Genomic DNA, 12,433 nt, shown 5'->3' on the forward strand with positions numbered 1-12,433 from the left:
GATGGATGCAGAGACTGAACAAGGTCACGAGGTGACGCCCGAGACCATCGAGCGGCATGATGTGAGCCTCGCGGAAATCATGCTCGATATTCCGCACCGCTATCCTTTTCTGCTGATCGACAAGGTCGTCGATATCCAGAAGAACGTCTCGGCCGTCGGCATCAAGAACGTCACCATCAACGAAGGCTTCTTCCAGGGCCACTTCCCCGGACACCCGGTGATGCCGGGCGTGCTGATCATCGAAAGCATGGCGCAGACCGCGGGCGTTCTGGTGGTGGAAACGCTGGGGCCGGAATCCCGCGGCAAGCTGGTCTACTTCATGTCCATCGAAAGCGCGAAGTTCCGTCGTCCGGTGGTGCCGGGCGATCAGCTGCACGTCCATGTCAGCAAGGACCGCAACCGCGGCAACGTGTGGAAATTCCACGGCGTCGTGCGGGTGGATGGGGTTTCCGTCGCGGAAGCCAGTTTTTCGGCCATGATTCGCGATCGCGAGCCAACTTGACCACAGTTCATCCCTCGGCAATCGTCGAAGAAGGGGCCGTTCTCGGCCAGAACGTCGAAATCGGGCCCTGGTGCCACATCGGTCCGAACGTGGTTCTGGAGGACGGCGTCCGTCTCCATTCCCATGTCGTGGTCGATGGCCATACGCGTATCGGCGCGGGCGCCGTGCTCTTCCCTTATGCGAGCGTCGGGCTGCCGCCGCAGGACCTCAAATACAAGGGCGAGCCCACGCGCACCGAGATCGGCGCGGGCAGCCAGATCCGCGAGCATTGCACCATCCATCGCGGCACCGCGACGGGCACGGGGCTGACCCGGATCGGCCGGAACTGCCTTCTCATGGCGGTGGTCCACGTTGCCCATGACTGCGCCCTGGGCGATGGCGTGATCATCGCCAACAACGTCGTCATGGGCGGTCACGTCTCGATCGACGATGGCGCGGTGATCGGCGGCAGTGCGGCGCTGCACCAGTTCGTGCGCATCGGCCGTGGCGCCATGGTGGGGGGTGTGTCGGGTGTCGAGGCGGACGTGATCCCCTTCGGCCTCGTCATGGGCAACCGCGCGCGTCTCACCGGGCTGAACATCGTGGGACTGCGCCGGCGCGGCCTGGATGCCGCCGAGATCCGCCGCCTGCGTTCGGCCTTCCGGCTGCTCTTCAGCCATGAAGGCGTCTTCGCCGCGCGCCTGGCCGAGGTGCGGGCGCGCTATGGCGCGGATGCGATGGTGGCGGAGATCCTCAGCTTCATCGATGCGCCGAGCAAGCGCGGCCTCGTCCGCCGCAACCGGCGCGCCGTCGAAACCGACGACGCGGCCTGAGGGCCGGAGCATGGCGCCGGCGCTCGGCATCATCGCCGGCAGCGGCCCGCTTCCGGCCCAAGTGGCGCGTGCAGCGCAGGCTGCCGGCCGGCGCGTCTTCATCATCGGTATCGAAGGGCATGCCGAGCCCGCGGTGCTAGCACCCTTTCCCCATGCCTTCCTGCGTTTCGGCGCGGCGGTGCGCATCCTCGCCCTCCTCAAGGAGCAGGGCTGCCAGGACCTCGTGCTCGTCGGCCCCGTGCGGCGTCCGTCTTTTCGGGACCTACGGCCGGACGCGGAAGGGCTGAAGCTGCTGGCGCGCATCGGGCGCGCTGCCTTCATGGGGGATGACGGGCTGCTGCGCGCCGTGATCCGCGTCCTTGGCGAAGAAGGCTTCCGGGTGCTCGGGGCGCACGAGATCCTGGGGGGGCTCGTCGGCCGCGCCGGGCTGCTCACCAAAACGGCGCCGGACGAGCAGGCGCGGTCCGACATCACCCGTGGGATTGCGGTCTGCCGCATGCTGGGGGCCGCCGATGTCGGCCAGGGTTGCGTCGTGCAGGCGGGTGTCGTGCTGGCCGTGGAAGCCGTCGAAGGCACGGATGCCATGCTCGCCCGCTGCGGATCGCTCGCCTGGCCGGGGCCGGGCGGGGTTCTGGTCAAGCTGGTCAAGCCGGGGCAGGAGCGGCGGGCCGATCTGCCGACGATCGGGACAGAGACGGTACGGGGCTGCTTGGCCGCGGGTTTGCGCGGCATCGCCTTCGAGGGTGGCGGCACGCTGATCGTCGATCAGGCGGCGACCGTGGCGGCGGCCGATGCTGCCGGCTTCTTTCTGCTGGGTCTTGGCCCGGAGGCACTGCGCGGCTGACGCGGCGGTGCGTTATCACGAAACTGATATGTCAGACGGTCGGTGCGGGCTTGGCAGGGTGCGGAGCCCGGCGCAATCTCCGCGCCGTCACGCGGCGGTGCTACTCCGCCTGAGCGAAGGAAAAAGACGATGAGCGAGAATTTCTCCTACCTCCACACCATGCTGCGCGTCGGCGATCTCGAGCGGAGCGTCGCCTTCTACACCCAGTATCTCGGTATGAAGGAACTTCGCCGGTCCGACGTGCCGGACGGGAAATACACACTCGCCTTCCTCGGCTATGGCGACGAGCGGACCCACACCGTGCTGGAACTCACCTATAACTACGGTGTCTCGTCCTATGAGCTCGGCACGGCCTTCGGGCATCTGGCACTCGGCGTGCCCGACATCTACGCGACCTGCGAACAGCTGCGGGCGGCGGGCGTGAAGATCACGCGGGAGCCCGGGCCGGTGAAGTTCGGCACCACGGTCATCGCCTTCATCGAGGACCCGGACGGCTACAAGATCGAACTGATCGAGCGGAAGTAACACGACGACTGGCTTTTCGACGTGACCAAACCGCGTGTTTTCGTGCCGGAGGTGGTGGCGACGGCCGGTCTGCATGGCAGCGCCTCCACCTGGATTTTCAACATCGTGCGTGAGTTGATGGCGCGGGCTCTCGGGTCCGCGCCGCTTCTGACCTTCTATGCCGACGAACTGAGCCTCTTTCCGCCCGAAGCGACGGCGGGTGGACGCCACTTTCTCTTCAAGTCGCATCACGGCAGCGCCGGTCTGGATGCCTGGATCGCGGAACGCCAGGTGCCGGTGCTGCTCACCCTGCGCGATCCGCGGGATGCCGCCACCTCCATGGCGCTGCGGTTTCGGGCACCGCTGTCCCAGACGATCCAATGGCTGGAGCGGGATTGCCGGCGGTTCACGGCGCTGGCCGCCCGCGGCTATCCCGTCTTCCGCTACGAGGAGCGATTCTTCGAGCAGCCGGACGCGGTGGCGGCTGTTGCCACTCATCTCGGCCTACCCTGCGACGCCGAGACCGGGGCCACGCTCTTCGCGCGCTATGAGACCGAGGCCGTCCGCGCCTTTGCCCGGAATCTGAATGCGCTGCCCTCCGAGCGCCTGACCCAGGTCGGCGTGCATCAGATGGACCGGGTGACACAGATTCTCGGGCCCCACATCGGGGACGCGCGGAGCGGAAAATGGCGCAACCTGCCCGCGTCGCTGCAGGCCGAGATGACGCGGATTTTCGCGCCTTTTTTGGAGCGTTTCGGCTATTCTTCCTGATCGGCGCGGGGACTCGTTCCTGCCGCCTGAAGAGAGCGCGCTAAGGCCCGAGTCTTAAAGCAAAGCCTTCGCATCGACTCGTAGGAGCCGCGTCCGGCCCCTCGCGATGCCGGGAATTGCGAAAAATTTTGCGGCACCCGCGGCCGGCCTCGCCTAGGATTTCCCCCGGTTTGGCCGACCGATGACGCTCCGTCGCCTCTGTCAAGCACAAGATGTGGTTGCTCGACCGCCGGGTTCCCTACTAGATTTGGTTAACGACGCGGTCATCAGACCGGCCGGCATCTCCCTAACCGCATCTTTCGGCAGAGGATTCTCGCATGCGCTTCGAACGCGAACTGACGGCTGACGTGGAGACGCGCTACGGCGGCATCGATTTCGTGCGAGCGACCAGCGAGATCCGCAACCCCGATGGCTCGGTGATCTTCCGCCTTGCCGATATCGAAGTGCCGAAGGCCTGGTCCCAGGTCGCCTGCGATGTTCTCGCCCAGAAGTATTTCCGCAAGGCCGGCATCCCGGCGGCGCTGAAGCCGGTGGACGAGCCAGGCGTGCCCGCCTGGCTGCGCCGGCACGAGCCGGACGCGGAGGCGCTGGCGAAGCTGTCGGAAGCGGAGCGCTATGTCGGGGAAACCCGCGCGCAGCAGGTCTTCGACCGGCTAGCCGGAACCTGGACCTATTGGGGCTGGAAGCACGGCTATTTCGACAGCGAGGGCGATGCCCGCGCTTTCCGGGACGAGCTGTGCTTCATGCTTGCCAACCAGATGGCCGCGCCGAACTCGCCGCAGTGGTTCAATACCGGCCTGCATTGGGCCTATGGCATCGACGGCCCGGCCCAGGGGCATTTCTACGTCGACCCCAAGACCGGCCAGGTGGTGGAATCGGCGAGCGCTTACGAGCATCCGCAGCCGCATGCCTGCTTCATCCAGTCCGTCGCCGATGACCTCGTGAACGAGGGCGGCATCATGGATCTCTGGGTGCGCGAGGCGCGCCTGTTCAAATACGGCTCGGGCACCGGCTCCAACTTCTCCCGCCTGCGCGGTGACGGCGAGCGTCTCTCGGGCGGCGGCCGTTCCTCCGGCCTCATGAGCTTCCTCAAGATCGGCGACCGTGCGGCGGGCGCCATCAAGTCCGGCGGCACCACGCGGCGCGCGGCGAAGATGGTGACGGTCGATGTCGATCATCCGGACATCGAGGCCTTCGTCGATTGGAAGGTGATCGAGGAGCAGAAGGTCGCGGCCCTCGTGTCCGGCTCCAAGATGACGAAGCGGCAGCTCGACGGAGTGATCCGCGCGGCGCGCGAGGCGGCGCCCGATCTCGGCGAGGCCGCCTATGACGTCACGAAGAACGGCGCGCTGAAGGCGGCGGTCCGCAAGGCCAAGGATTGCGCCATTCCGGAGAACTACATCCGCCGCGCCATCGACGCCGCGAAGAACGGCAAGACCGAGTTCGACTTCCGTACCTATGACACGGACTGGGACAGCGAGGCCTATCTCACCGTCGCTGGGCAGAACTCCAACAACTCCGTCCGCCTGACGAACGACTTCCTGCAGCGTGTGCTGGACGACGGCGAATGGAACCTGACGCGCCGCACCGACGGCAAGCTGCACAAGACGCTGCGTGCCCGCGCGCTCTGGGACAAAATCGGCTATGCGGCCTGGGCTTCGGCCGATCCGGGCGTGCAGTTCGACACCACCATCAACGAGTGGCACACCTGCCCGGCGGGGGGACGGATCAACGCGTCCAACCCCTGCTCGGAATACATGTTCCTGGACGACACGGCCTGCAACCTGGCCTCGCTGAACCTGCTCGCCTTCCGCCGCGAAGACGGCAGCTTCGACACGGCGCTCTACACGCATTGCGTCCGCATCTGGACGGTGGTGCTCGAAATCTCCGTACTGATGGCGCAGTTCCCGTCCCGCGAGATCGCGCGCCTGTCCTATGACTACCGCACGCTCGGCCTCGGCTACGCCAATCTCGGCGGCCTGCTGATGGCCGAAGGCATTCCCTATGACAGCGACGAGGGCCGCGCCATCTGCGCCGCCGTCAGCGCGGTGATGACGGGCGTCGCCTATCGCACCTCCGCCGAAATGGCGGGCGAACTCGGCGCCTTCCCGGCGCATGAGGCGAACCGGGAGAGCATGCTGCGGGTGATCCGCAACCATCGCCGTGCGGCCCAGGGGGCGACGGAAGGCTATGAGGGCCTGACGGTTCTGCCCGTGCCCTTCATGCGCGAGGATTGCCCCGATACGGGTCTGGCCGGTGCCGTCGCCGATGTCTGGGACGAGGCGCTCGCCCTCGGTGAGCAGAACGGCTACCGCAATGCGCAGGTCTCCGTCGTCGCTCCTACCGGCACCATCGGCCTCGTCATGGATTGCGACACGACGGGCATCGAGCCGGACTTCGCGCTGGTGAAGTTCAAGAAGCTCGCCGGTGGCGGCTATTTCAAGATCATCAACCGCATCGTGCCGCAGGCGCTCGAGACGCTCGGCTATACGCCGGCGCAGACCGACCGCATCATCCGCTATGCCGTGGGTCATGCGACGCTCGTCGGAGCCCCCGCGATCAACCATGAAAGCCTCGCGGCGAAGGGCTTCGGCGAGGCCGACCTCGCCAAGGTCGAAGCCGCCCTCGTCAGCGCCTTCGACATCAAGTTCGTCTTCAACAAGTGGACGCTGGGCGAGGAGCTGCTGACCGGCGTGCTGGGCTTCACGCCGGCGCAGATCGAAGCGCCGGGCTTCGATCTTCTGTCGGCTTTGGGCTTCACCCGCGCACAGATCGAGGCCGCGAACACCTATGTCTGCGGCGCGATGACGCTGGAGGGCGCGCCGGAGCTCAACCCTGCGCATCTGCCCGTCTTCGACTGCGCCAATCCCTGCGGCCGCATCGGCGTGCGCTTCCTCTCTGCCGAAAGCCATATCCGCATGATGGCGGCCTCCCAGCCCTTCATCTCGGGGGCCATCTCCAAGACCATCAACATGCCGAATTCGGCCTCGGTCGCGGATTGCGAGAACGCCTATATGCTGTCCTGGCGTCTCGGCCTGAAGGCGAATGCGCTCTATCGCGACGGCTCCAAGCTCAGCCAGCCGCTCTCCTCGCAGCTCATCGAGGATGAGGAGGATGCGGAGGAGCTTATCGCCCAGCCGGCCACGGCGCAGGCGGTGGCGATGGCCGAGCGGATCGTGGAGCGTGTTGTGCAGCGCGCCGAGCGGCGGCGCCTGCCGGACCGCCGCAAGGGCTATACCCAGAAGGCGACGGTCGGCGGCCACAAGGTCTATCTCCGCACCGGCGAATACGAGGATGGCAGCCTCGCCGAGGTCTTCATCGATATGCACAAGGAAGGCTCCGCCTTCCGCTCGCTGATGAACAACTTCGCGATCGCGATCTCCATCGGCCTGCAATACGGCGTGCCGCTGGAAGAATTCGTCGAGGCCTTCACCTTCACCCGCTTCGAGCCGGCGGGCATGGTGCAGGGCAACGAGGCCATTCGCATGGCGACCTCGATCATCGACTACATCTTCCGCGAACTGGCGATCTCCTACCTCGCTCGCAACGACCTCGCCCATGTCGACCCGGCCGATCTGATGCCGGATACCATCGGCAATGGTGCGACGGAGGGGAACCTGCCGCGCACCGGCAGCGAGACGGCGGAGCAGGCCCGCTCGGTGCTGGCCGATATTCAGCGCGGGGTGAGCAAGGGCTTCGTGCGCGGCACGATCGGCGGTGCGGCGGCGGCCCCGGCTGGTGTTGTGGCCTCCGTGCGCCCCGCCTTCACCGCGGAGGCGGTGAGCGCAGGGGATGACCGGGCCAGCAAGATGCGTGAAGCCAAGGTGAAGGGCTATGAGGGCGACAGCTGCCCCGAATGCGGCAACTTCACCATGGTGCGGAACGGCACCTGCCTGAAATGCGTGACCTGCGGCTCCACCAGCGGCTGCTCGTAAGCCGCGCGGCTTGACCACAGACAAGGGCCGGCCGGTCTCCGCACGGGGACCGCGCCGGCCCTTGTGCGTTTCCGCCGCCGGCTTATCTGCTCACAGCGTCCTGAGCAGTGGCGCTGCGCGGTACCCGGATCACGGCCGCTCTCGCCAAACCTGGCCACGCTGTCGTATCAGAGGAGGGGATGGTACTTGACAGTCCATCCCGCCTGCGGAGATCGAGCGATGAACACAGTCACCCCGACGCAGCCGGCTGACGCCGGCTCCTACGAAGCCAAGCAAAATTTCGGGACCGAAGGCATCAAGCCCATGGGCCGCCCGAGCCTCACCACACGCGTGGTGATGAAGCTGGTTTCCTGGGTCGAACGGCTCAATCTGCGCTGTGCCAAGCTCGGCAATCCGCCGGTCTATGACAATGCGACTTTCCCTTGGGCGGCCGAGATCGAAAAGGAATGGCACCTGATCCGGGCGGAGCTCGACCGCGTGCTGCAGCGGAAGGCCGACCTGCCGAGCTTCCACGACATCTCGGCCGACGTCGCCACCATCTCGACCGACGCGAATTGGAAGACCTTTTTCCTCACCGGCTACGGGCTGACCTCGGAAAAGAACACCCAGCTCTGTCCCGAGACCTGGCGCATCGTGCAGAAGATCCCGGGGCTGCAGACGGCGATGTTCTCGATCTTCGAGCCGGGCAAGCACCTTCCGCCGCATCGCGGCCCCTATAATGGCGTGCTGCGCTTCCACCTCGGTCTGATCGTGCCCAACCATCCCGACAAGATCGCCATTCGCGTCGATCGCCAGATCTGCAACTGGCAGGAAGGCCGCGCGCTCATCTTCGACGACGCCTTCGAGCACGAGGCCTGGAATCATTCCGACGAGACGCGCGTGGTGCTCTTCGTCGATTTCAACAAGCCGCTGCGCTTCCCGGCCAATCTCATCAACGCCGCGCTGCTGCGCATCGCGATCTTCACGCCCTTCATCAAGGAAGGGGCGACCAACCACAACGAGTGGGAGAAGAAGTTCTACGCGGAGGCGGAAGCCCTGCGGAACGCGCCAAAGCACTGATCCGCGTTGCCACGACAGAAGGACGAGCCATGACGAAGAGCGCCAATTCCCGTACCGCCGATCATGAGATCCACGAGGTCTTCCTGCAGCGCTGGTCGCCGCGCGCCTTCACCGAGGAAGCCATTCCCGAAGCCGATCTCTTCTCCATGTTCGAGGCCGCGCGCTGGGCGCCGTCCTCCTACAATTCCCAGCCCTGGGTCTTCATCTACGGTCTGCGCGGCACACCCGCCTTCGACAAGCTGCTCGGCCTGCTGATCGAGTTCAACCAGTCCTGGGCGAAGCGCGCGGGCGCGCTCGTCATCATGGCGTCCAATTCCCTCATGCTGCCGCCGGGCGCCGAGAAGCCCGTGCCGTCCCACAGCCACTCCTTCGACATGGGGGCGGCCTGGGGCTCCTTCGCCCTGCAGGGCGCGATGCTGGGCTGGCACGCCCATGGCATGGTCGGCTTCGACATGCAGCGGGCCTTCGCCGACCTCGGCTTCCCCGAAGGCTACCGTATCGAGGCTGCGGCCGCGGTCGGTCGTCTCGGCGACAAGTCGATCCTGCCGGAAGGCCTGCAGGCGCGTGAGACGCCGAGCCCGCGCAAGCCTGTCACCGCCTTCGCCTTCGAGGGCAAGTTCCGCGGATGACGTCTGGCTCCGCCGACCGGCAGCGTCTCCGGGCTCTGCCCAAGGCGGAGATCCACATCCACCTAGAAGGCTCTCTCGCCCAGGACCAGATCCTGGCGTTGGCTGCGGCAGCGGGTGAGTCCCTGCCGCGGCCAGCCGAGACGCTCTTCTCCTTTCGCACCCTCACCGAGTTCCTCGGCTTTCTCGACTGGAGTTGTGGGCTGCTGCGCTCCGAGGCGCAGCTCGAGGCGATGGCCTATGCCTTCGCTGAGCGGCTGGCGGCGGACGGTACCGGCTATGCCGACGCCATCCTCAACCCGACGCATTGGGAGGCCTGGCGCCATCGGCTGCCGGCGATGATCGCGGCGCTCGATCGCGGGTTCGCGGCCGCCGAGCGGGATGGGCTGCCACCCGTCGGTCTCTGCCTCAGCCTGCTCCGCCAGCAGACGGCGGATGAGGCTTTGGAACTTGTCGACCTGATGACGGCGCTACGCAATCCCCGTGTCGTTGCCTTGTCGATCGACGGCAACGAGGCGGCCGCCGGTCGCACCGGCCCGCGCTTTGCCGATGCCTTTCGGCGCGCAGGCGATGCCGGCTTCTTCCGTGTCGCCCATGCCGGCGAATCGAGCGGGCCTGAAGGCATCCGCGACGCCATCCATTATCTGGGCGTCCAGCGGATCGACCACGGCGTCCGCGCCGTGGAGGATCCGCTCCTGATGGACGAGTTGAGGCAGATGGGCCTGCCGCTCGACCTGACGCCCACCAGCAACGTCCTGCTCGGTCTCTATCCGTCTTACGCCCAGCATCCGATCGAACGGCTGCGCCGCCATGGCATTCCAGTTTCGGTGGGTACGGACGATCCCGCCCTGCTCGGCACCACGCTGGTCGAGGAATATGCACGCGTGGCGGAGGCCTTCGATTGGGACGACGCCACGCTGCGTGCGGTGGCGCGCACCTCGATCGACACCTCTTTCGCGCCAGCCGAAGTGAAGCGCGATCTGCTGGCGGCACTCAGCACCTGGTAGGGGCTAGACCGCCTGGCCCGCGGCGACGCCGGAAGCCCAGGCCCATTGGAAATTGTAGCCGCCCAGCCAGCCGGTGACGTCCACCGCCTCGCCGATGACATAGAGGCCGGGAACGGCGGTGACTTCCATGGTCTTGGAAGAGAGGGCCGCGGTATCGATTCCGCCCCGTGTCACCTCCGCCTTTGCGAAGCCTTCGGTGCCGGACGGCGTGAGGCGCCAGCGTTGCAGCCGTTCGGCCAGTGCCGCGAGCGTGCGGTCGCTGGTCTCGCCGATGGGTGGGGCGCGCTCCTCCTCCGGCGCCAGGGCCTGGGCAAGCCGCTGCGGCAGGTGCAGCTGTTCCGCGAGCGCGGTACGCAGCGCGATACGCGGGCGTGCCCGCTTCGCCTCAAGCAGCAGGGCGCGGGCATCGCGTCCCGGCAAGAGGTCTGCGGTAAAGTCCTCGCCCGCTTTCAGATAGCTCGAAATCTGCAGGATAGCGGGGCCGGAGAGGCCGCGATGGGTGAAGAGCATCGCCTCCCGAAAGCTGGTCTTGCCGAAGCGCGCCTCGATCTCGAGCGCCGTCCCGGAAAGGCCCCGCATCACCGCAAGCTCCGGCTCGTCGAAGCAGAGTGGCACGAGGGCGGGCTCCGGCCGAACCACCGGCACGCCGAACTGCGCTGCCAGTTGATAGGCCAAGCCCGTCGCGCCGAGCTTGGGGATGGAGAGGCCGCCGCTCGCGATGACGAGCGATGGGGCGGAGAGCGGGCCGCGCGACGTCCGCAGCCGGAACGTCTCCTCCCGCCGGACCTCCTCCACCGCCGTGCCGAGATGGAGCGTGACCTGCGCCGCCCGGCACTCCGCCACCAGCATCTCGACGATCTGCCGCGCGCTGCCGTCGCAGAACAATTGCCCCAGCGTCTTTTCGTGCCAGGCGATTCCGTGGCGATCGACGAGGGCGATCATGTCCGCGGGGCGAAAGCGGCTGAGCGCCGATTTGGCGAAATGCGGATTGGCCGCCAGGAAGCGGCTCGCCGGCGTCTCCCGATTGGTGAAGTTGCAGCGCCCGCCGCCGGAGATGAGGATCTTCGCACCCGGCTCCGGACGGTGGTCGAGTAGCGCGACGCGGCGGCCACGCTGCCCCGCGACCTTCGCCGCCATCAGCCCTGCGGCGCCGGCGCCGAGGATGATGACGTCATACTGACGGCCGTCGCTCATCCTTCGAGGAGATGGCCGAAGGCGCGGAAGGGGCGCAGGCGATCGCAGATGATCTTGAGGATGGCGAGCATGGGCACGGCGAGAACGGCGCCCGCCACACCCCACATCCAGTACCAGAAGATAAGGGACAGCATGACGGCAACTGGATTGATCGTGAAACGGCTGGCCAGCAGCATCGGCGTGATGATCTCGCCTTCCGCGACATGGATGCCGAAATAGAGGCAGGCGGGCAGGATCGCGCTCCAGGCGAAGCCGGAAGTGACGATGCCGATGGCGAGGAAGATGAGGATGCCGACGAAGGGCCCGAGAATGGGCACGAAGTTGAGGCAGAAGGCGACGGTGCCCCAGAGGATCGGGCCGGGCACGCCGCAGATCCACATGACGAGGGCGGTGGCGCAGCCGACGACGGCGTTGATGATGGTGATCGTGAGAAGATAGGCCGAAAGATCCCGCTCCATATGCATCGAAATTTCGACGGCTTCGCGCTTGTCGTCGAAACGCGGCAGAACCTCGACCAGGCGGCGCAGGAAAGTCTCCCCGAACACCAACAGGTAGAAGAGGACGAGCAGGGTTTCGAGCAGATTGGAGGCGATGGTGCCCGTGCCGCTGAAGACCGATGTCACCATGCTGACCGGGTTGGACAGCAGGCTGTCGGCGCCGCCGAAATGGACGCCCATCCGGTCGAGCAGATGCTGCAGGCGCGCGATGGGCGGCTGCAGCACGGCGAAACGCTCCTGCAGCATCGGCCAGGCATGCGGCAGTTGCGCCGCCCAGCGTGAGGCGGGGCTTGTGAGCAGTGCGCCGAGCCCCACGAAGATGCCGAGCAGCAGCGCGATGCAGAAGAGGGCGCCTGCCGCCTTCGGGATGCGGATGCGCTCCAGCAGCTTCACCAGCGGCTGGAAGAGCAGCTTGAGGACGAGGGCGAGCACCACCGGCAGCACGATATCGCGCGCGGCATAGAGGCAGGTGAGCACCGCCATGATGGTCAGGATGCCCAGGAAGACCGTGTTCCAGTTCCGCGGCAAGGGCATTTCGCGATTGGCGCGCTGATCATGCAGGGGCGTATCCGCGAGCGGCACGCCGAGAAGCCGCCCGAGGCCCCCGCGCAGCTTCTCCGCGGCCTTGCCGTCAGCCGGCTCGCGCTTCTTCAGACTTTCCAGTGGATCAGACATAGGGTCC

The 12,433-nt window shown here is 66.6% G+C and carries 11 protein-coding genes; 9 read left to right on the forward strand and 2 right to left on the reverse strand.

Translation table 11 applies throughout. The annotated features are described in order from the left end of the window. Window position 1: 1 nt before the first annotated feature. The 9 genes from fabZ (at window position 2) to add (ending at window position 10,060) form a co-directional block, all read left to right on the forward strand. Window positions 2-502: a 3-hydroxyacyl-ACP dehydratase FabZ gene (gene fabZ, locus ACYQ6W_RS04570; RefSeq protein ID WP_459673833.1), complete on the forward strand. Its 501-nt coding sequence runs from the start codon at window positions 2-4 to the stop codon at window positions 500-502. After that, on the forward strand, window positions 499-1,314 hold the full coding sequence (gene lpxA, locus ACYQ6W_RS04575; protein ID WP_459673834.1) for an acyl-ACP--UDP-N-acetylglucosamine O-acyltransferase: 816 nt from the start codon (window positions 499-501) through the stop codon (window positions 1,312-1,314). The genes fabZ and lpxA overlap by 4 nt, the downstream gene beginning before the upstream one ends. Before the next feature lie 10 nt (window positions 1,315-1,324). Continuing rightward, window positions 1,325-2,158, forward strand: coding sequence for an LpxI family protein (locus tag ACYQ6W_RS04580; protein ID WP_459673836.1), 834 nt, complete (start codon window positions 1,325-1,327; stop codon window positions 2,156-2,158). A 129-nt stretch (window positions 2,159-2,287) separates the two neighbouring features. Next, window positions 2,288-2,683, forward strand: coding sequence for a lactoylglutathione lyase (gene gloA / locus ACYQ6W_RS04585; RefSeq protein ID WP_459673837.1), 396 nt, complete (start codon window positions 2,288-2,290; stop codon window positions 2,681-2,683). Window positions 2,684-2,704: 21 nt separating this feature from the next. Beyond that, window positions 2,705-3,433 carry a hypothetical protein gene (locus ACYQ6W_RS04590; RefSeq protein WP_459673839.1) on the forward strand — a complete coding sequence of 243 codons (729 nt, stop codon included), beginning with the start codon at window positions 2,705-2,707 and terminating at the stop codon, window positions 3,431-3,433. A 317-nt stretch (window positions 3,434-3,750) separates the two neighbouring features. Further along, complete coding sequence (locus ACYQ6W_RS04595; RefSeq protein ID WP_459673840.1) at window positions 3,751-7,368, forward strand: vitamin B12-dependent ribonucleotide reductase; 3,618 nt, start codon at window positions 3,751-3,753, stop codon at window positions 7,366-7,368. 219 nt (window positions 7,369-7,587) lie between these two features. Continuing rightward, window positions 7,588-8,427, forward strand: coding sequence for an ornithine lipid ester-linked acyl 2-hydroxylase OlsC (gene olsC / locus ACYQ6W_RS04600; protein ID WP_459673841.1), 840 nt, complete (start codon window positions 7,588-7,590; stop codon window positions 8,425-8,427). 29 nt (window positions 8,428-8,456) lie between these two features. Further along, window positions 8,457-9,056, forward strand: coding sequence for a nitroreductase family protein (locus tag ACYQ6W_RS04605; protein ID WP_459673842.1), 600 nt, complete (start codon window positions 8,457-8,459; stop codon window positions 9,054-9,056). Next, complete coding sequence (gene add, locus ACYQ6W_RS04610) at window positions 9,053-10,060, forward strand: adenosine deaminase (RefSeq protein WP_459673843.1); 1,008 nt, start codon at window positions 9,053-9,055, stop codon at window positions 10,058-10,060. Before ACYQ6W_RS04605 ends, add begins: the two co-directional genes overlap by 4 nt. Before the next feature lie 3 nt (window positions 10,061-10,063). Here add and ACYQ6W_RS04615 read toward each other — a convergent pair whose 3' ends face one another. Together ACYQ6W_RS04615 and ACYQ6W_RS04620 are read right to left on the reverse strand one after the other, a co-directional pair. Next, the gene (locus tag ACYQ6W_RS04615) at window positions 10,064-11,254 is read right to left on the reverse strand and encodes a BaiN/RdsA family NAD(P)/FAD-dependent oxidoreductase (RefSeq protein ID WP_459673844.1); all 1,191 of its coding nucleotides are present in this window, start codon (window positions 11,252-11,254) and stop codon (window positions 10,064-10,066) included. Then, entirely contained in the window at window positions 11,251-12,426 is a 1,176-nt protein-coding gene (locus tag ACYQ6W_RS04620) for an AI-2E family transporter (RefSeq protein WP_459673846.1), read from the reverse strand. Before ACYQ6W_RS04620 ends, ACYQ6W_RS04615 begins: the two co-directional genes overlap by 4 nt. Window positions 12,427-12,433: the final 7 nt, after the last annotated feature.

This window comes from Acidisoma sp. 7E03 (genome assembly GCF_054665075.1).